General features: G+C 72.2%; 17 protein-coding genes. 6 read left to right on the top strand and 11 right to left on the bottom strand.

Annotation, left to right across the window (positions count from 1 at the left end; genetic code table 11):
* The first annotated feature begins 15 nt into the window (after nucleotides 1-15).
* The 3 genes from ABZ716_RS12355 to ABZ716_RS12345 all read left to right on the top strand — a co-directional run bounded on the left by ABZ716_RS12355 (nucleotide 16) and on the right by ABZ716_RS12345 (nucleotide 2,486).
* Nucleotides 16-735, top strand: a complete 720-nt coding sequence (locus ABZ716_RS12355; RefSeq protein WP_358958487.1) for an alpha/beta hydrolase — start codon at nucleotides 16-18, stop codon at nucleotides 733-735.
* A gap of 93 nt (nucleotides 736-828) precedes the next feature.
* Complete coding sequence (locus ABZ716_RS12350) at nucleotides 829-1,194, top strand: cupin domain-containing protein (protein ID WP_358812877.1); 366 nt, start codon at nucleotides 829-831, stop codon at nucleotides 1,192-1,194.
* 245 nt (nucleotides 1,195-1,439) lie between these two features.
* On the top strand, nucleotides 1,440-2,486 hold the full coding sequence (locus tag ABZ716_RS12345) for a helix-turn-helix transcriptional regulator (RefSeq protein WP_358812876.1): 1,047 nt from the start codon (nucleotides 1,440-1,442) through the stop codon (nucleotides 2,484-2,486).
* Here the strand turns inward: ABZ716_RS12345 and ABZ716_RS12340 are convergent.
* Nucleotides 2,483-3,421, bottom strand: coding sequence for a LysR family transcriptional regulator (locus ABZ716_RS12340; RefSeq protein ID WP_358812875.1), 939 nt, complete (start codon nucleotides 3,419-3,421; stop codon nucleotides 2,483-2,485). The genes ABZ716_RS12345 and ABZ716_RS12340 overlap by 4 nt on opposite strands.
* Before the next feature lie 99 nt (nucleotides 3,422-3,520).
* Between ABZ716_RS12340 and ABZ716_RS12335 the strand changes: the two genes are divergently transcribed.
* The 3 genes from ABZ716_RS12335 to ABZ716_RS12325 all read left to right on the top strand — a co-directional run bounded on the left by ABZ716_RS12335 (nucleotide 3,521) and on the right by ABZ716_RS12325 (nucleotide 6,751).
* Nucleotides 3,521-4,813 carry an MFS transporter gene (locus tag ABZ716_RS12335; RefSeq protein ID WP_358958485.1) on the top strand — a complete coding sequence of 431 codons (1,293 nt, stop codon included), beginning with the start codon at nucleotides 3,521-3,523 and terminating at the stop codon, nucleotides 4,811-4,813.
* Nucleotides 4,814-4,927: 114 nt separating this feature from the next.
* On the top strand, nucleotides 4,928-5,647 hold the full coding sequence (locus tag ABZ716_RS12330; RefSeq protein ID WP_358958482.1) for a L,D-transpeptidase: 720 nt from the start codon (nucleotides 4,928-4,930) through the stop codon (nucleotides 5,645-5,647).
* An 87-nt stretch (nucleotides 5,648-5,734) separates the two neighbouring features.
* Complete coding sequence (locus tag ABZ716_RS12325; protein ID WP_358958480.1) at nucleotides 5,735-6,751, top strand: sigma-70 family RNA polymerase sigma factor; 1,017 nt, start codon at nucleotides 5,735-5,737, stop codon at nucleotides 6,749-6,751.
* On the opposite strand, the gene ABZ716_RS12320 is transcribed toward ABZ716_RS12325, so the two are convergent.
* The 10 genes from ABZ716_RS12320 to ABZ716_RS12275 form a co-directional block, all read right to left on the bottom strand.
* Complete coding sequence (locus ABZ716_RS12320) at nucleotides 6,647-6,985, bottom strand: STAS domain-containing protein (RefSeq protein ID WP_358812871.1); 339 nt, start codon at nucleotides 6,983-6,985, stop codon at nucleotides 6,647-6,649. The two genes, ABZ716_RS12325 and ABZ716_RS12320, sit on opposite strands and share 105 nt — an antisense overlap.
* A gap of 114 nt (nucleotides 6,986-7,099) precedes the next feature.
* Complete coding sequence (locus tag ABZ716_RS12315) at nucleotides 7,100-8,377, bottom strand: thymidine phosphorylase (protein ID WP_358812870.1); 1,278 nt, start codon at nucleotides 8,375-8,377, stop codon at nucleotides 7,100-7,102.
* 132 nt (nucleotides 8,378-8,509) lie between these two features.
* Complete coding sequence (locus tag ABZ716_RS12310) at nucleotides 8,510-8,914, bottom strand: cytidine deaminase (protein ID WP_351878015.1); 405 nt, start codon at nucleotides 8,912-8,914, stop codon at nucleotides 8,510-8,512.
* Nucleotides 8,911-10,176 (bottom strand): ABC transporter permease, encoded by a 1,266-nt coding sequence (locus tag ABZ716_RS12305; protein ID WP_358812869.1) that lies wholly within the window; start codon nucleotides 10,174-10,176, stop codon nucleotides 8,911-8,913. Before ABZ716_RS12305 ends, ABZ716_RS12310 begins: the two co-directional genes overlap by 4 nt.
* Complete coding sequence (locus ABZ716_RS12300) at nucleotides 10,173-11,288, bottom strand: ABC transporter permease (RefSeq protein ID WP_355973219.1); 1,116 nt, start codon at nucleotides 11,286-11,288, stop codon at nucleotides 10,173-10,175. Before ABZ716_RS12300 ends, ABZ716_RS12305 begins: the two co-directional genes overlap by 4 nt.
* Nucleotides 11,285-12,943: an ABC transporter ATP-binding protein gene (locus ABZ716_RS12295; protein WP_358812899.1), complete on the bottom strand. Its 1,659-nt coding sequence runs from the start codon at nucleotides 12,941-12,943 to the stop codon at nucleotides 11,285-11,287. Before ABZ716_RS12295 ends, ABZ716_RS12300 begins: the two co-directional genes overlap by 4 nt.
* A 274-nt stretch (nucleotides 12,944-13,217) precedes the next feature.
* Nucleotides 13,218-14,279: a BMP family ABC transporter substrate-binding protein gene (locus tag ABZ716_RS12290; RefSeq protein ID WP_358812868.1), complete on the bottom strand. Its 1,062-nt coding sequence runs from the start codon at nucleotides 14,277-14,279 to the stop codon at nucleotides 13,218-13,220.
* A gap of 230 nt (nucleotides 14,280-14,509) precedes the next feature.
* On the bottom strand, nucleotides 14,510-15,754 hold the full coding sequence (locus tag ABZ716_RS12285) for an amidohydrolase (RefSeq protein WP_351878770.1): 1,245 nt from the start codon (nucleotides 15,752-15,754) through the stop codon (nucleotides 14,510-14,512).
* A gap of 137 nt (nucleotides 15,755-15,891) precedes the next feature.
* Nucleotides 15,892-17,016, bottom strand: coding sequence for a hypothetical protein (locus ABZ716_RS12280; RefSeq protein WP_358958477.1), 1,125 nt, complete (start codon nucleotides 17,014-17,016; stop codon nucleotides 15,892-15,894).
* A 23-nt stretch (nucleotides 17,017-17,039) separates the two neighbouring features.
* The gene (locus ABZ716_RS12275; protein ID WP_358958475.1) at nucleotides 17,040-17,966 is read right to left on the bottom strand and encodes an N-acetylneuraminate synthase family protein; all 927 of its coding nucleotides are present in this window, start codon (nucleotides 17,964-17,966) and stop codon (nucleotides 17,040-17,042) included.
* Between the last annotated feature and the right edge of the window lie 55 nt (nucleotides 17,967-18,021).

Genomic DNA, 18,021 nt, shown 5'->3' with positions numbered 1-18,021 from the left:
TGAGACTGTTCCGCCATGGCACAGCATGCGCCGCCGGCGCGCGGGGCCCGCCTGGGGCGGGCGGCCGGCGCGAACGGCTCCGAGTCGATGGTCAGTGGTGTGGTCCTCCTGCTCCCCGGGGCGTCCAGGATCGCCCCCGGTCCGCTGCGCCCGCTCGCGCGGGCGCTGGGCCGGGCGGGCGGGGCGGAGGGGCTGGTGGCGCACACGGTGCTGCACGGCCCCCAGGACCGGGAGGCGGCCGCGCGGTGGGCGGCGGACGAGGCGCTGCGCCGGTACGGGGACGTGCCCGTCTGCCTGGCCGGGTACGGGGCGGGGGCCCGGGCGGCGCTGCGGGCGGCGGGGCACGGGGCCGTCAACGCGGTGGTGGCGCTCGCCCCTTGCTTACCGGAGGAGGTGCCCGGCGGCTCCCCTGAACCGGTGAAGCAGCTCGCGGGGCGGCAGGTGCTGATCGTGCACGGGACCAACGACGCGCGCAGCGACCCGGAGTCCTCGTTCCGGCTGGCGGCGCGGGCGAAGAAGGCGAATCGTTCTACCTGCCGGTTCGAGGTGCACTCCGACGGGCACGGGCTGTGGGAGCACCGGGCGGAAGTGGTGGCGCTCGCGGTGGACTTCGTCCTCGGGGCGATGTGCTCGGGGCGGTACTCGCGGCCGGTGACGGACGCGCTGGCGGCGCCGCCGCCGCTGGGCCTGCGGATGCCGCTGGCCTCGGGGTTCGGGCGGTCGCTGCGGGGGTGAACCGGGTGGGGCGGTGGGAGCGGTGCGGGGCGCCTGCCGAGCGTAGAGTGAGAAATGGACTCGGGGCCGTATCTCTCCGGGAGGCGATGGGCCATGGGCTCCATGGTGCGCAGGAACTTCGACAGCGCTGACGAGACCCGCCCGTTCGAGGACGGCAAGGGCCGGCTGGACCTGATCGAGACCGACGGCGGACCCGTCGGACGGGCCGTCTTCGAGCCGGGCTGGCGCTGGTCGGAGCACATCAAGCCGTTGGCGGGGACGGACAGCTGCGAGTCCGCGCACACCGGCTACATGCTGAGCGGCCGGATCCACGTCGTCATGAACGGCGGTGAGGAGGAGGAGTTCGGCCCGGGCGACTTCATGCAGATCGCGCCCGGTCACGACGCCTGGGTGGTGGGCGACGAACCCGCCGTGGCGCTGGACTGGACGGGCTACGGCAACTACGCCAAGCCCCAGTAGCGGGCGCGGCAGACGCCACGGGGCGTGCGGGCGGGGGCGGGGGCGGGCGCGGGTCCGTCCGTGCCTGCCGCTCCGTCCCCTCACGGTCGGACGGCACCGATGGATCCGGCGACCGCCCCCGGCACGCCGTGATCTCCACTGTGCCGGTCGGGCATATGCCGGACGGCCGGATCCAGGCGTCGGCTTGCCGCCTTGCGGGAACCCGAGGGGTTTATAAACCGTCACAGTCAGGGACGAATAGGCATATGCCAGTCGTTGCCGACGGAGCCGGTGGATCCGATCTGAGCCCTGCTGCCCGGCGCTTGTACGCCTTCGCCGTGGAGCGGCACGCCTTCACCCCCGCCGAGGCCATCGCCGCCCTGGGCGCCCGCGCGGCCGCCGCCGTCACCGAACTCGCCGCCGCGCACCTCCTTCAGCGGGCCCCCGGCGACGGGCCGGAGCGCTGGTGCGCGGTCGCGCCCCGAGCGGCGGCGGCCCGGGCCCTGGCCCCGCTCGCCCTGCTCGTACGGGAGACCCACGACGAGATGGACCGGCTGCGGGCCCGGCTGGAGGCGCTGGTCCCGGCGTACGAGGCGGGCACCGCGCACCGCGACGACGGCCGCGCTGGCCGGCTGGAGCTCGTCACCGACCTGGGGGCGGTACGGGGGCTGATCGCCGAACTCGCGGCGGGCTGCGAACGGGAGCTGCTGACCTCCCAGCCCGGCGGCGGGCGGCCCCAGGAGGCGCTGGAGGAAGCGGTCGGGCGCGACGAGTCGCTGCTGGCCCGCGGGGTCCGGATGCGGACCATCTACCAGCACACGGCCCGCTACTCCCGGCCCACGGCGGCCTACGTGGAACGGGTCACGGCCCTCGGGGCGCGGGTGCGGACCGTGGACGACGGCCTGATGCGCATGCTGATCTTCGACGGCCACACCGGCCTGATGCCGGTCCCGGACCGGCAGGGCGCCGCCCTCGTGGTCCGCGAGCCGAGCGTCGTCCACTTCATGACCTCGGCCTTCGAACGCTCCTGGCTCCAGGCCCGCCCCTTCCCCACGACGGTGAGCCCGGAAGCCGCCAAGTCCCTGTCGGACGAACTCCGCCGGACCATCGTGCTCCTGCTCTCGGAGGGCCTGGAGGACAAGGCCATCGCCCGCCGCCTGGGCATGTCGGAACGCACCTGCCAACGCCACATCGCGGAGATCATGCGCGCGATCGGCGCCAAGTCCCGCTTCCAGGCGGGCTACCTGCTCTCGGCGGCCCACGCCTGCCGCGCGGCGGAGGAGGGGTCCGGGACCGGCGCCGGCCTGGGCTAGGCCGGCGGGGGGAGGTCGGGGATGAGGTGGCCGCGGCGGGAGAGGAGGAAGCGTTTGAAGGCGGCTACCGGCGGGGTGTCCGGGTGGCCGCCGAGCCAGGCGACGCCGATCTCGCGGACCGCGCGGGGGGCCGTCACCGTCAGCTCGACCACGCCCGGGCGCGGGACGAGGGGCGGGGGCAGGAGGGCCACGCCCAGGCCCGCCGCGACCAGGCCGCGCAGGGTCTCGGCCTCCTCGCCCTCGAAGGCCACCCTCGGGGTGAACCCGGCCTCGGCGCACAGGTTGTCGGTGATGCGGCGCAGGCCGTAGCCGGGCTCCAGGGTGACGAAGGTTTCCTCGGCGGCCTCGGCGAGGCGGATGCGCTTGCGGCCCGCCAGGCGGTGGTCGTCCGGGACCACCAGCCGGAGCCGCTGCTCGTCCAGGCGGCGGGCCACCAGGTCGGGGGCGTCGGGGACGGGCGAGGTCAGGCACAGGTCGAGCTCGCCGGCCCGGAGCTTCTCCAGCATGGCCTCGCCGTAGTTCTGCACCAGGGAGAAGCGGACCCGGGGGTGGTCGGCGCGGAAGGCGCGGATCAGCCCGGGCACGGTCTCGGGGCCCAGGGTGTGCAGGAAGCCGAAGGCCACCTTCCCGAAGCCGGGGTCGGCGTCCTGCTGGACGGAGCCGGCGGCGCGGGCGATCCCCGCGAGGGCCTCCTCGGCGGACGCGAGGAAGGTCCGGCCGGCCGTGGTGAGGGCGACGGTGCGGCCCTTGCGGGCGAACAGCGAGACGCCCAGGTCCTGTTCGAGGCGGACCATGGCCCGCGACAGGGTGGACTGCGGTACGCCCAGCTCGTGGGCGGCGCGGGTGACGTGCTCGTGGCGGGCGACCGCGACGAACTGGGCGAGGCGCGGGGCCAGCCCTTGTGTCACGGTCATGTCTTCTTCGTAACGGTTCATTGATATGCGAGGCCCTGAGCTGAGGTGATGCGTGGGTGGATTGATTGTCGCCCGTTTGTGCATTGGACGCATGAAAAGCGGCGGGCGTAGCGTCGCAGTATGCCTTCCGCTCATACCGGGGCGCCCACCATCCCGGGCGCCTCTACTCCGTCGTCCTCCGAGCCCCTCTCTCCTGAGCCCCTCTCCCCCGGCCGCCCCGGCTACCGCCGGATGAGCCTCGCGCTCTTCGCCGCCGGACTGGCGACCTTCGCCCTGCTCTACTCCACTCAGGCCCTGCTGCCCGCCGTCTCCGCCGGGTTCGGTGTGACGGCCGGTCAGGCGAGCTGGACGGTGTCCGCGGCGACGGGCGCGCTGGCGCTGTGCGTGCTGCCGCTGAGCGCGCTGTCCGAGCGGTTCGGGCGGACCCGGATGATGACCTGCTCGATGGTGGTGGCCGTCGGGGTCGGGCTGCTGGTGCCGTTCGCGCCGAGCCTGGAGTGGCTGGTGGCGCTGCGCGCGGTGCAGGGCGCCGCGATCGCCGGCATTCCCGCCTCCGCGATGGCGTACCTGGCGGAGGAGGTCCGGCCCAAGGCGCTGGTCGGGGCGATCGGGCTGTTCGTGGCCGGGAACTCCATCGGCGGCATGAGCGGCCGTATCGTCACCGGCTGGGCCGCGCAGCTGTGGGGCTGGCGGGGCGGGCTGCTGGCCGTCGGCGTGATGGCGCTGGGCTGCGCGGTGGCCTTCCTGGTGCTGCTGCCCCGGGCGCGGTTCTTCCGGCCGGCCTCGCTCGATCCGCGCGCGGTGGGCCGTACGGTCGCCGGGCACCTGCGGGACCCGCTGCTGCTGCGGCTGTACGGGATCGGCGCGCTGTTCATGACGGTCTTCGGGGCGGTGTACACCGTCATCGGCTACCGGCTGGTGGAGGCTCCGTTCTCGCTGGGCCAGGGCGTCGTCGGCTCCGTCTTCCTGATCTACCTGGTGGGTACGGCCTCCTCGGCGGCGGCCGGCCGGCTGGTGGCGCGGACGGGGCGGCGCGGGGCGCTGTACCTGGCGGTGACCACGACGGCGCTGGGGCTGTTGCTGTCGCTCGCCGACTCGCTGTGGCTGATCCTGCCGGGGCTGGTGCTGATCACGGCCGGCTTCTTCGCGGGCCACGCGGTGGCCTCTGCGGCGGTGAGCCGCACGGCGCGGACGGGCCGGGCGCAGGCTTCGGCGCTGTACCAGTCCGCGTACTACCTCGGCTCCAGCGCGGGCGGCACCCTGGGCGCGCTGGCGTACCACGCCTCGGGGTGGACGGCGACGGCCGGGATCGCGCTGCTGGCGGTGCTGGGCGTCGTCTCGATCACCCTGTACGGGTCCCACGCGGCCCGCGCCGAGCGAAGGCTGCCGACCACGGCGGCGGCCGCGCACTGACGCTCCCGCCGAAGCCCACGGAAGTCCTGTCCGGCTTCTATCCGGCGTGCCCGACTCGCTCTAGCGTGGGGGTCATCGGCGCCCCAGGGTGCGGGCGCGGCAGGGGAGGACCGGATGGCGGGGATACGCGCGCGTGCGCGGCGGCGGGCTGCGGTGGTGTTCGGCGGGGCGCTGGCGCTGGCGGCGCCCCTGGTGGTGGCGGGGGGTGGCGCGGCGCAGGCCGCCGAGGCCGCCGCTTCGTGCAACGTGACGACGGGGCCGTACCAGCGGCAGGTGGAGCAGTTCCTCGGGCGGCCGGTGGACGGGGTGCAGTCGGCGGCCGACTGCACGGCCATCCAGTCCTTCCAGGCCACCCACGGCATCACGCCGACGATGGGCTACGCCGGGCCGCTGACCTGGCAGACGATGAGCACCATGCTGGCGCAGCGGGCCGCCGGCAAGAACCCGAACGCCGAGGGCAGGTGCCCGGTCAACCTGGGCCGGATCGCCTGCGTCGACCTGACCCGCCAGCTCAGCTGGATCCAGGACGGGGCGACGCTGAAGTACGGTCCGGTGCCGGTGCGCACCGGCAAGGCGGAGACCCCGACGCGGACCGGGCTGAAGAAGATCTACTACCGCAACATCAACCACTGGTCGACGCTCTACAACGTGGCGATGCCGTACGCGCAGTTCTTCGACGGGGGCATCGCCTTCCACTCGGTGACGAAGAGCATGTGGAACCCGCCGGGTTCGGGGGGTTGCGTGAACATGACGACGGCCGACGCCAAGGCGTACTGGAACATGCTGACCAACGGCGAGGACGTCTTCGTGTACGGGCGCAAGCCCGGGACCTGACAGGGCGCGAGGCGCCGCGGCTGCCGTTGTCAGACCCCTCGGGTAGGTTCCGGAGTGACGGACGACACAGCCTGGGGGACGGCAGCCATGAGCGACCTCGCGACCACCACCTCACCGGAGCCCGAGCTCGAGCTCGACGCGGCGATGGACCGCTACCGCGTCGAGCTGACCGGGTACTGCTACCGGATGCTCGGCTCCGCCTTCGACGCGGAGGACGCGGTGCAGGACACGTACGTCCGCGCCTGGCGGGCGTACGGGAAGTTCGAGGGCCGCTCCTCGCTGCGGTCGTGGCTGTACCGGATCGCCACGAACGTCTGCCTGGACCTGCTGAACGCGGGGAAGAAGCGGGCCCGGCCGATGGACCTCACCGCCCCGCAGCACCAGGCGTCCGCCGTGCTCAACGAGCGGCCCGAGGTGACCTGGCTGGAGCCGGTGCCGGACGGTCGGGTGCTGCCGCAGACCGCCGACCCGGCGGAGGCGGCGCTGGCGAAGGAGTCCGTCCGGCTGGCGTTCGTGGCGGCGTTGCAGCACCTTCCGGCGAAGCAGCGGGCCGTGCTGATCCTGCGGGAGGTGCTGGCCTGGAAGGCGGACGAGGTGGCGCAGCTGCTGGAGACCTCGGTGGCCTCGGTCAACAGCGCCCTCCAGCGGGCGCGGGCGACGCTGTCGGGGCGGGCGCTGCGGCCCAGCGATCCGGCGGACCCGCTGGACGCGGAGCAGGCGAAGCTGCTGGAGCAGTACCTGTCCGCCTTCGAGGCGTACGACATCACCCGGCTGACCGCCCTGCTGCATGAGGACGCGGTGCTGTCGATGCCGCCGTTCGACCTGTGGCTCCAGGGGCCGCAGGACATCGCCGCCTGGCATCTGAACCAGGGCATCGGCTGCAAGGGCTCGCGCCTGATACCGACCACGGCGAACGGGCTCCCGGCCTTCGGCCAGTACCGCCCGCGCGAGGACGGCCGCCCGGGGCACGTGCCGTGGGCGCTCCAGGTGCTGGAGGTCTCAGAGGGACGGATCGTCGGCCTGAACGCCTTCCTGGACACCGCCCGGTGGTTCCCGCTGTTCGGCCTGCCCGAGGAGCTCGACGAGACCGACGAGGTCCAGTAGCGCCCGGAGCGCGGCGGTCGCCCCGGTGACGGTGAACCCCCCGCGCCCCCGCGCGGCCAGCCGCAGCCGCGCGAGCACCGCGACCGCCCCGAGCCCGGGCGCGGTGACGGCCCCGGCCTCGCACACCACGGCGTCGGCCCCGTCGTCGTACAGCCGCACCAGGCGGGCGCAGAGCGGGGGCGCGTCCCGCTCGGTGGGGGCGGGCCCGGGCAGTACGAGGCGTCTGGTCTCCATGAGGGGATGACCCGCCCACCGCCCGGAACTCATCGCCACCGGGCGTCCGGGTCGGAGCCGAACGGGACCGGCGGGGGTCCACCGGTCCCGTTCACCCGAAGGCAAGCCCGCAGGTCAGGCGATGCGGTCCAGGACGATCGGCGTGGCGGTGAAGGCCGTGCCGGCCGGGGCGATGTCGAAGCAGCCCTCCAGGGAGGCCAGGGCGTAGTCGAACTTCTCCGGGGTGTCCGTGTGCAGGGTCATCAGCGGCTGGCCGGCGGTGACGGTCTCGCCCGGCTTGGCGTGCAGTTCGATGCCCGCGCCCGCCTGCACCGGGTCCTCCTTGCGGGCGCGGCCCGCGCCCAGGCGCCAGGCGCCGACGCCGACCGCGTACGCGTCGAGGCGGGTCAGGACGCCCGAGGCCGGGGCGGTGACCACGTGCTGCTCGCGGGCGACGGGCAGGGCAGCGTCCGGGTCGCCGCCCTGGGCGGAGATCATGCGGCGCCACACGTCCATGGCGGAGCCGTCGGCGAGGGCCTTCGCCGGGTCGGCGTCCTTGATGCCGGCGGCGGTCAGCATCTCCTGCGCCAGGGCGATGGTCAGCTCGACCACGTCGGCCGGGCCGCCGCCGGCCAGGACCTCGACGGACTCGCGGACCTCCAGGGCGTTGCCCGCGGTGAGGCCGAGCGGGGTGGACATGTCGGTGAGCAGGGCGATGGTCTTGACGCCGCTGTCGGTGCCCAGGGCCACCATGGTGGAGGCGAGCTCACGCGCGTCCTCGATGTTCTTCATGAAGGCGCCGGAGCCGACCTTCACGTCCAGGACCAGGGAGCCGGTGCCCTCGGCGATCTTCTTGGACATGATCGAGGAGGCGATCAGCGGGATCGCCTCGACGGTGCCGGTGACGTCGCGCAGGGCGTAGAGCTTCTTGTCGGCCGGGGCCAGGCCGTCGCCGGCGGCGCAGATGACGGCGCCGGTGGTGTCGAGGACGTTCAGCATCTCCTCGTTGGAGAGCAGGGCCCGCCAGCCGGGGATGGACTCCAGCTTGTCGAGGGTGCCGCCGGTGTGGCCGAGGCCGCGGCCCGACAGCTGCGGGACGGCCGCGCCGCAGGCGGCGACGAGCGGGGCGAGCGGGAGGGTGATCTTGTCGCCGACGCCGCCGGTGGAGTGCTTGTCGGCGGTGGGGCGGGAGAGGGAGTCGAAGTTCATCCGCTCGCCGGAGGCGATCATCGCGGCGGTCCAGCGGGCGATCTCGGCCCGGTTCATGCCGTTGAGCAGGATGGCCATGGCCAGCGCCGACATCTGCTCGTCGGCCACGACCCCGCGGGTGTAGGCGTCGATGACCCAGTCGATCTGCTCGGGGCTCAGCTCACCGCGGTCCCGCTTGGTCCGGATGACGGAGATGACGTCCATGAGGTGACTTCCTTCTACGCGCATAGAGATGAGGGGAAAGAGGTTCAACGGGTTCAAGGGGTTCCAGGCGTGGGTCGAGCCCGGCTCGAAGACGGCCGACGGCCCTCCGCCCGGCGGGGCGGAGGGCCGTCGTCACGGCTGTCTGAGGTGGTCGGGCCCGAAAGCCTGCGGCAGCATCGCGCTCAGCGGAAGGATCCCGTCCGGTGTCTCCACCAGCAGTTCCGGGCCGCCGAACTCGTAGAGCAGCTGGCGGCAGCGGCCGCAGGGGACGAGGATCTCGCCCTTGCCGTCCACGCACGTGAAGTGGGTGAGGCGGCCGCCGCCGGTGGCCTGGAGGGAGGAGACCAGGCCGCACTCGGCGCACAGCCCGAGGCCGTAGCTGGCGTTCTCGACGTTGCAGCCGGTGACCACCCGGCCGTCGTCGACCCGCGCGGCCACCCCGACGGGGAAGCCCGAGTACGGGGCGTACGCCCGGGTCATGGCCTCCCTGGCGGCCGTGCGCAGGGCCTCCCAGTCCACCGCCGGAGCCGGGCTCACTTGCCCTGGCCCTTGCGGTACGGCATACCGTCCGCCTTCGGCATCCGCAGCCGCTGCGCCGACAGGGCGAGCACCAGCAGCGTGGTGACGTACGGGGCGGCGTCGACGAACTGGCTGGGCACCTGGTCGGTGAGCGCGTACCAGACGAACAGCCCGGCGGCGCAGACCGCGGCGATGCCGGCCTGGAGGTACTTCTTCTTGTACAGCTGCCAGGCGACGACGAGCACGAGCAGGATCGCGATGAGCAGGAGCATCGCGTGCACGTTCTCGGCACCGCCGCGCAGGCGGAGGCTGTAGGTGAAGCCGAAGAGGCCCGAGCCGACGGCCATGCCGCCCGGCATCCAGTTACCGAAGATCATCGCGGCGAGACCGATGTAGCCGCGGCCGCCGGTCTGACCCTCCTGGTAGATGCCGGTGGAGACGATCGCGAGGAACGCGCCGCCGAGGCCGGCCATCGCACCGGAGACGATCACGGCGATGTACTTGTATTTGTAGACGTTGACGCCGAGGGACTCGGCGGCGACCGGGTTCTCGCCGCAGGAGCGCAGGCGCAGGCCGAAGGCGGTGCGCCACAGCACCCACCAGGTGGCCGGGACCAGCAGGATGGCGACGACGGTCAGCAGCGAGAGGTTGGTGACCAGGCCGCCGAGGGCGCCGGCGGCGTCGGAGACCAGGAACCAGTGCTTGCCCTGGAGCTTCGCCAGCCAGTCCGAGAGCCCTGGAACGGTGATCTCGGTGATCGGGTCGATGCGCGGGGACTGCTTGGAGGAGCCGCCCGGGGTCTTGTCGAAGGTGAAGTTCGACAGGTACTGGGTGAAGCCGACGGCCAGGATGTTGATCGCCACACCGGAGACGATGTGGTTGACGTTGAAGGTCACGGTGATGATCGCGTGCAGCAGGCCGCCGAGGGCGCCGCCGACGATGCCGAGGACCACACCGGTCCAGGGGCCCCACTGGTAGCCGGCCCAGGCACCGAACCAGGTGCCGAGGATCATCATGCCTTCGAGGCCGATGTTGACCACGCCCGCGCGCTCGGCCCACAGGCCGCCGAGGCCCGCGAGGGCGATCGGCACGGCGAGCTGGAGGGCGCCGGAGAACTGGCCGACGGAGGTCAGGTCGTCGGCGCCGGAGATCAGGCGGACGACCGAGACCAGCGCGAGGCCGGCCGCGATGATCAGCAGGATCCAGGGCAGGGTGAGCTTGCGGCGGCCGCCGCCCTTGCGGGGCGCGGCGCTCGTCGCGGAAACGGTGCTGGTGCTCACGCCGCGACCTCCTTGTTGTCGGTCTTGAGGGCATGGCCGGCGGCCAGCTCTTCGCCGACCTTCTGCTGCTGGCGGCGGATGCCGTAGCGGCGGACGAGCTCGTAGCTGACGACGACGGCGATCACGATCAGGCCCTGCATGATCGTGCCGATCTCCTTGGCGTACCCCTCGGTGTCGAGACCGGCGGACGCCTTGTCGATGAAGGCGATCAGGAAGGCCGAGAAGAAGATGCCGATCGGGTTGTTGCGGCCGAGCAGCGCGACGGTGATGCCGGTGAAGCCCACGCCCAGGGGGAAGGACAGGTTGTACGTGTGGGACTCGCCCAGCAGCAGCGGCATACCGGTCAGGCCGGCGACCGCGCCCGAGATGAGCATCGCGGTCATGATCATCTTCTTGGGCTCGACGCCGGACGCCTGCGCGGCGGACTCGCTGGCGCCGGAGGCGCGCAGGTCGAAGCCGAAGCGGGTCCGGTTGAGCACGAACCAGTAGACGACGCCGAGCGCGAAGGCCACGAAGGTGAAGCCGTAGATGTCGCCGCCGGGCAGGGACACGGCCGGGAACCAGCCGGACTCCGGGATGTCACCGGTGGTCAGGTCGTTGGAGCCGGGGGGCTGCACGCCGAGGTTCTTCGGCAGGATCAGCCAGGCGATCAGCGAGGTGGCGATGGCGTTGAGCATGATCGTGGAGACGACCTCGCTCACCCCGCGCCGGGCCTTGAGGATGCCCGCGATACCGGACCAGAAGGCACCGGTGGCCATGGCGACGACCACGATGAGCAGCACGTGCAGCGGGCCGGGCAGCGTGACCGCCGTGCCGACCACGGCCGAGACCATCGCCGCGAGGCGGTACTGGCCGTCGACACCGATGTTGAAGAGGTTCATCCGGAAGCCGATGGCCACGGCCAGGGCTGCCAGGAAGTAGATGCCGGCCTGGTTGATGATCAGGACCTGGATGTCCTCGTAACCGGCCTGCTCGATCATGATCCGCAGCGGGTCGATCGGGTCCACGCCCGTGGCCGCCAGCACGATCATGGTCAGCACCAGGGCGCTGACCAGCGCGAGCACGGGTCCGGCGGCTGCCAGGAGCAGCCGGTCCTTGTCGAATTTCTTCATCGGGCCTCGTCCTCCGTGGTGTCGCCGTCGACCCCGGCGGAGTGGTCGTCATGGGCTTCGAGGTGCCCGCTGGCCGCGCCGGTCATGGCGGTGCCGAGCTCCTCGGGGGTGATCGTCGCCGGGTCGGCGTCGGCGACCAGGCGGCCGCGGTAGATGACCCGCAGCGTGTCGGACAGGCCGATCAGCTCGTCCAGGTCCGCCGAGATCAGCAGCACGGCCAGGCCCTCGCGGCGGGCCTCGCGGATGGCGTCCCAGATCTGCGCCTGCGCGCCGACGTCCACACCGCGGGTGGGGTGGGCGGCGATCAGGAACTTCGGGTTGTGGCTCATCTCGCGGCCGACGATCAGCTTCTGCTGGTTGCCGCCGGAGAGGGAGGCCGCGGTGACGTCGATCCCGGGGGTGCGGACGTCGTATTCGAGCACGATGCGCTCGGTGTCCTTGCGGGCGGCCTTCGGGTCGAGGATGCCGCGCCTGGAGTTGGGCTTCTCGGTGACGTGGCCGAGGATGCGGTTCTCCCACAGGGGGGATTCCAGCAGCAGGCCGTGGCGGTGTCGGTCCTCGGGGATGTAGCCGATGCCGCCCTCGCGGCGCTTGCGGACCGGCATCCTGGTGATGTCGGCGCCGTCGAGGGTGATCACGCCCGCGTCGGGGGTGATCATGCCCATGAGGGCCTCGATCAGCTCCGTCTGGCCGTTGCCCTCGACGCCGGCGATACCGAGGATCTCGCCCTTGTGGATGGTGAAGTCGATGCCGTCGAGCAGGAGGCGGCCGGCGACCGGTGCCTCGCGCAGGTCGGTGTCGGAGTCACCCAGCGCGGGCGCGGAGGTCTCGGGGGCGGTGACCGTACCGGACTCGGCGACCGTGAGGCCCTCGACGCGCAGCATCGGGGTCGTGGTCACGGTGGACTCGCGGGTCTCCGGCGAGGGCAGCTCGGTGCCGACCATGAGCTCGGCGAGCTGCTTGGTCGTGGCCGTCTTCGGGTCGGCGGTGCCGACCGTGGTGCCGCGGCGGATGACGGTGATGTCGTCGGCGACCTTCAGCACCTCGCCCAGCTTGTGCGAGATGAAGATGACGGTCAGGCCCTCGGCCTTGAGCTCGCGCAGGTTGTCGAAGAGCGCGTCCACCTCCTGCGGCACGAGCACGGCGGTGGGCTCGTCGAGGATGAGGGTCTTGGCGCCGCGGTAGAGGACCTTGAGGATCTCCACGCGCTGGCGGTCGGCGACGCCGAGGTCCTCGACCAGGGCGTCGGGGCGCACGCCGAGGCCGTACGCGTCCGAGATCTCCATGATCTTCTTGCGGGCCCTGCCGCCGATGCCGTAGAGCTTCTCGCCGCCGAGGACGACGTTCTCCAGCACGGTGAGGTTGTCGGCCAGCATGAAGTGCTGGTGCACCATGCCGATGCCGCGGGCGATGGCCTCGCCGGGGTTGTTGAAGGAGACCTGCTCCCCGTCGATGGCGATGGTGCCCTCGTCCGGCTTCTGCATGCCGTAGAGGATCTTCATCAGGGTCGACTTGCCGGCACCGTTCTCGCCGATGAGGGCGTGGACCGTGCCCTTGCGGACGGAGATGGCGATGTCCTTGTTGGCGACGACGCCGGGGAAACGCTTGGTGATGCCGTGCAGTTCTACGGCGAGAGGGGGGCTGGACGCGTTGATGACGCACTCTCCTTGGCGCGGAAGGAGCTGGAAATAAGCCAAGTTGGCAGGAGACAGGGCGGTGATCGGCCGGGCGGGGGGCGGGAGGAGGACGGTATCGCGTCCACGCTGCCTCTACGCGCGTAGCACTGTCGGAAGTGAAAACTTGCGGCCAACTGGCCACAAGTCCGCACGGACGGAATCACTGGGGGGCGGAGACGCGGCTCGGGGTCCGGCAGCGGGTGAGACCGCTTCCGGACCCCGGAAGACCACGACTACGCGTCAGACGACGGCCTTACGGCGCGGTCTTGACGGTGATCTTCTTCGCGATGATGTCGGCCTTGGCCTTCTCCACCGCGGCGGTGACGTCAGCCATCGCCTTGTACTGCGGGTTGGAGTCCGCCAGCGCGACACCGTTCTTGTCCAGGCCGTAGCGGACCTCGCCGGACTCCGGCTTGCCGTCCTTGACCGACTTGATCAGGTCGTACACCGCGAGGGAGACGTCCTTGGTGACCGAGGTCAGGATGTGGTCCTTGTACTTCGCCAGACCGGGCTGGTTGTACTGGTCGGAGTCGACACCGATGGCCCACTTGCCGGAGGTGGCGGCGGCCTCGATGGCGCCCGAGCCCGCGAGACCGGCGGCGGCGTAGATCACGTCGGCGCCACCGTCGAGCTGGCCCTTGGCGGCGGCCTTGCCGAGGTCGGGCTTGGCGAAGCCCGAGAAGTCCGGCGGCTGGGTCAGGTAGGCCGACAGCACCTTGGCGTTGGGGTTGGTGTCCTTGACGCCCTGCTCGAAGCCCGCCTGGAACTTCTTGATCAGCGGAACCTCGACACCGCCGATGAAGCCGACCGTGCCGCTCTTGGACGCCTTGGCGGCGGCGACGCCGGCCAGGTAGGAGCCCTGCTCCTCGTTGAAGACGAGGTTGGCGATGTTCTTGTCGGTCTGCGAGGTGTCGTCGATGATGCCGAACGTGGTGTTCGGGAACTTCGCGGCGACCTTCTTGATGGCCGGGGCGTAGGAGAAGCCGACGCCGATGACCGGGTTGTTGCCCTTGCGCGCCAGCTCGGTGAGGCGCTGGACCTTGTCGGCCTCGCTCTCGCCCTCGGTGGGCTCCGCCTCGGCCGTCTTGATCTTGAGGTCCTTCTCGGCCTTCTCCAGGCCCGCGTAGGCGGCGTCGTTGAACGACTGGTCGCCGCGGCCGCCGACGTCGTACGCGATGGCGGCGCTGGCGCTCTTCGTCTCGGAGGACGAGGAGGACGAGGCGTCCGAGGACTTCTTTCCGCCACAGGCGGTGGCCGAGAGGGCCAGCGCCGCGGACGCGATGCCCACGGTGGCGATCCTGGTGATCCGGCGCAAGGGGAGGCTCCTTCAAAACCTGACCGAAGCGCCACGACCGGCGCTGGTTTCGCGGCGATCGTAACGCGCGTAGATGTCAGTTAAAGGCCCGTTCATGAGTCGTTATCGGATCGTCGCGAACCGGACAGTGACCGATCAGTAACGGGGTGGGCGTCCAGCCCTTGTGTACCAAGGGCTGGACAGCTCCGGCGGCCGGCCGCCGGATGTTGTACGGAACTTTGCTTGATCTTTTAGTTGACCGGCCTTGTGCGGCGTCCGTCGAGCAGGGCGGCGGCGGTGAAGAACTCGACGCCGACCCCGATTGCGGACTCGTCCACGTCGAAGTCGCCCCGGTGCAGGTCCCGCTTGGCGGTGTCGCCGGGCTTGCGGACGCCGAGGCGGGCCATGGCTCCGGGGACGTGCTCCAGGTACCAGGAGAAGTCCTCGCCGCCCAGGCTCTGCTCGGTGTCCTCGACCGACTCGGGGCCGCGCCGGGCCGCCATGGCCTCCCGGAGCAGCTCGGCGACCACGGGGTCGTTGACCACGGGCGGCACCCCGCGCACGTGGTTGATCTCGAACTTGGCGCCGTGCATCGTCGCGACCTCGTCCACGGCGGCGTGGATCGCGTCCGGGGCCTCGTGCCAGGCGTTGAGGTCCAGGCAGCGGACCGTGCCGGACAGCTCGGCGTGCATCGGGATGACGTTGCAGGCGTGCCCGGACTCGATCCTGCCCCAGGTGACGGACATGCCCGAGCGGGCGTCCATCCGGCGGGCCAGCAGGGCCGGGACGTCCACGGCGACCCGGGCGGCGGCGGTGACCATGTCGGTGGTCAGGTGCGGGCGGGCGGTGTGGCCGCCGGGGCCCGACAGGGTGATTTCCAGCCGGTCGCAGGCCGAGGTGATCGGGCCCGCCCGCAGCCCGATCCGCCCGGCGTCCACGCGCGGGTCGCAGTGCACCGCGATGATCTGGCCGACGCCCTCCAGCACCCCGGAGTCGATCGCCTCGGTGGCCCCGCCCGGCAGCACCTCCTCGGCGGGCTGGAACAGCAGCCGCACCGGGCGCGGGAGCAGGCCCTGGCGGTCGAGTTCGGCGAGCACCAGGCCGGTGCCGAGGACCACGGAGGTGTGCACGTCGTGCCCGCAGGCGTGGGCGCGGTCCGGGACGGTGGAGCGGTACGGGACGTGCGTCTTGGCGTCCGGGATGGGCAGGGCGTCGATGTCCGCGCGCAGGGCCAGCATCGGCCGCCCCCCGTCCCAGGTGCCGACGTCGCAGATCAGGCCGGTCCCGGACTTCAGCACCCGTGGTCGCAGCCCCGCCTTCTCCAGCCGCGCCTTGATCGCCGCGGTGGTGCGGAACTCCTGGTGGCCTAGCTCGGGGTGCATGTGAAGGTCGCGACGGAAGGCGATCAGTTCGGCACGCAGGTGATCCGGAAGCTTGCCGGGCAGCTCGGGCCGGTCGGGCTTGCCGGGCAGGGCGGGCAGGGACTCGCGGGACATCAACTGGTTCACCCGTTTAAGGGTAGGCGCACGGATGGGTCAACTGTCTGGAGATCACCAGAAATTCATGCCGTTAGGGGAAAGAAAAGCGGCCTCTGGACGCATGAGCGTATGCGCCCGGGGGTAAACTCGCGCGCTCATCCGGCCGCGGGGGCGGTCCGGAGGGGGAGTCTGCGCACATCGCGGGCGGTGTCGCCGACCCCGGCGAGGAAGCCGCGGGCCCTGGGCGAAGCGGTGGCGGTGAGCCAGGCGGGGTCGATCCCGCAGACGGCGACGGTCACGCCGGTGCCGGTGAGCGCGTAGGGCAGGGTGTGGACAACGGTGGACGGAAAGCTGACGACGGTACGGCCGATGGGGCCCTTGCGGGCGATCAGCTCCAGCGGCAGGTCCGGGCGGACGATCTCCAGCCCGGTCGCCTCGCTCAGCGCGCGCAGCTTCTCCGGGGACTCCCGGCGGTGCGCGAAGTAGCGGGTCACCCCGTGCTCCCGGGCCAGGGCGCGCACGGCGTCCAGGTAGTGGAAGGGGTCGACCACCCCGGTCTCCACCAGGGAGGTGCCGACCAGGTCGGTGCCCCTGGTCAGGCGGGGCGGGCCGAAGCGGGCCCGGGTCCAGGCGAAGTCGTTGACCCGCAGCCGGGCCCCGGGCGGCGGGGTGAGCGGCATCGAGGTGAACAGCTCGACGGTGCGCCGCCCCTCGCGCGGGGTCAGCCGGCGCCGCGCGGTGCCCGACACCGGGGCGTACGCGAGCTCCCGCGCCCGGGACGCGAGCCCGCCGCCGGTGCGGTGCCAGCGGCGCAGCCGCTCGCCCCGGCCGAGCTGCGCGACGAACTCCAGGGTGGCGGTGCCGTCGTCCACCACGACCAGCTCGGCGGGCCGGGCGGGGACCAGGAGCAGCTGGAGGAAGCGGGAGAAGGGGTCGCCGATCACGATCCGCTGCGCGCGGCGTACGGCGGGGGCGAGGGCGGCCAGGGCGCCCAGGGGCGAGCCGGAGCCGCCGCGGGCCTCCTGCCACCGCACGGTGTGGCCCTCGTCCCGGGCGATCCCGGCGACCCGGCGGAGCTGGCCGCGGGACATGGGGTCGGTCGGGGGGAGGACGACGATGTGCAGTTCACCGGCGTCGGCGGCGGTCCGGCCGGGGCCGGGCTGGCGGGGGACGGCGCTCAGCCGGGGGCCGGCCCCGCCCCGCGCGTGCGCCCACTCCAGCACGTTGAGGAGCTGGACCGGGCTCTCCACGAGGGCCAGGGTGAGGGCTGAGGGGTTCACGGCGTACTCCGCTCTGGTGGGGGTCAGGAGGCGGCGGGTGCCTGGGCGGGGACGGTGCCCTGGACGCGGCGGAGCTTCTTCATGGGGCCGAGCTCGGAGTCGTAGACCTTCTTGACGCCGTCGCCGAGGGCGGTCTCGATGGTGCGGATGTCGCGCACGAGGCGGGCGAGGCCGCCGGGCTCGACGGAGGCGGCCTGGTCGGAACCCCACATGGCCCGGTCGAGGGTGATGTGCCGCTCGACGAAGACGGCGCCGAGGGCGACGGCGGCCAGGGTGGTCTGCAGGCCCGTCTCGTGGCCGGAGTAGCCGACGGGGACGTTGGGGTACTCCTCCTGGAGGGTGTTGATCACCCTCAGGTTGAGCTCCTCCGCCTTGGCCGGGTAGGTGGAGGTGGCGTGGCAGAGCAGGATGCTGTCGCTGCCGAGCACCTCGACGGCGTGCCGGATCTGCCTCGGGGTGGACATGCCGGTGGACAGGACGACGGTGCGGCCGGTGGCGCGCAGGGCGCGCAGCAGCTCGTCGTCGGTGAGGCAGGCGGAGGCCACCTTGTGGGCGGGCGGGCCGAACTTCTCCAGGAAGGCGACGGCCTCGGTGTCCCAGGGGGAGGCGAACCAGTCGATGCCGCGCTGGGCGCAGTGCCCGTCGATGGCCCGGTACTCCGCCTCGCCGAACTCGACGCGGTGGCGGTAGTCGATGTAGGTCATGCGGCCCCAGGGGGTGTCGCGTTCGACGTCCCACTGGTCGCGGGGGGTGCAGAGCTCGGGGGTGCGCTTCTGGAACTTCACGGCGTCGCAGCCCGCGTCGGCGGCGGCGTCGATGAGGGCGAAGGCGGTGCCGAGGTCGCCGTTGTGGTTGATGCCGATCTCGCCGACGACGTAGACCGGCCGGCCGGGGCCGGCGATCCGTGGGCCGAGGCTGCGCAGGCGGGGGTTGAACGGAGCGACGGTCATGACGTCGGGTGTCCTTCGCTGAGGTGGGTGGGGTGGCCGGGCTGGGACGGGGTGG

The sequence above is a fragment of the Streptomyces sp. NPDC006687 genome, assembly GCF_040636215.1.
Taxonomy (GTDB): domain Bacteria; phylum Actinomycetota; class Actinomycetes; order Streptomycetales; family Streptomycetaceae; genus Streptomyces.
This window is presented reverse-complemented; position numbering and strand designations above follow the sequence as displayed.

Excerpts from the sequence above, each read along its gene's own strand:
- ABZ716_RS12355 (WP_358958487.1), top strand. The coding sequence starts at position 16 with ATGGCACAGCATGCGCCGCCGGCGCGCGGGGCCCGCCTGGGGCGGGCG.
- ABZ716_RS12350 (WP_358812877.1), top strand. The coding sequence starts at position 829 with ATGGGCTCCATGGTGCGCAGGAACTTCGACAGCGCTGACGAGACCCGC.
- ABZ716_RS12345 (WP_358812876.1), top strand. The coding sequence starts at position 1,440 with ATGCCAGTCGTTGCCGACGGAGCCGGTGGATCCGATCTGAGCCCTGCT.
- ABZ716_RS12340 (WP_358812875.1), bottom strand. The coding sequence starts at position 3,421 with ATGAACCGTTACGAAGAAGACATGACCGTGACACAAGGGCTGGCCCCG.
- ABZ716_RS12335 (WP_358958485.1), top strand. The coding sequence starts at position 3,521 with ATGCCTTCCGCTCATACCGGGGCGCCCACCATCCCGGGCGCCTCTACT.
- ABZ716_RS12330 (WP_358958482.1), top strand. The coding sequence starts at position 4,928 with ATGGCGGGGATACGCGCGCGTGCGCGGCGGCGGGCTGCGGTGGTGTTC.
- ABZ716_RS12325 (WP_358958480.1), top strand. The coding sequence starts at position 5,735 with ATGAGCGACCTCGCGACCACCACCTCACCGGAGCCCGAGCTCGAGCTC.
- ABZ716_RS12320 (WP_358812871.1), bottom strand. The coding sequence starts at position 6,985 with ATGGAGACCAGACGCCTCGTACTGCCCGGGCCCGCCCCCACCGAGCGG.
- ABZ716_RS12315 (WP_358812870.1), bottom strand. The coding sequence starts at position 8,377 with ATGGACGTCATCTCCGTCATCCGGACCAAGCGGGACCGCGGTGAGCTG.
- ABZ716_RS12300 (WP_355973219.1), bottom strand. The coding sequence starts at position 11,288 with ATGAAGAAATTCGACAAGGACCGGCTGCTCCTGGCAGCCGCCGGACCC.
- ABZ716_RS12285 (WP_351878770.1), bottom strand. The coding sequence starts at position 15,754 with ATGTCCCGCGAGTCCCTGCCCGCCCTGCCCGGCAAGCCCGACCGGCCC.
- ABZ716_RS12275 (WP_358958475.1), bottom strand. The coding sequence starts at position 17,966 with ATGACCGTCGCTCCGTTCAACCCCCGCCTGCGCAGCCTCGGCCCACGG.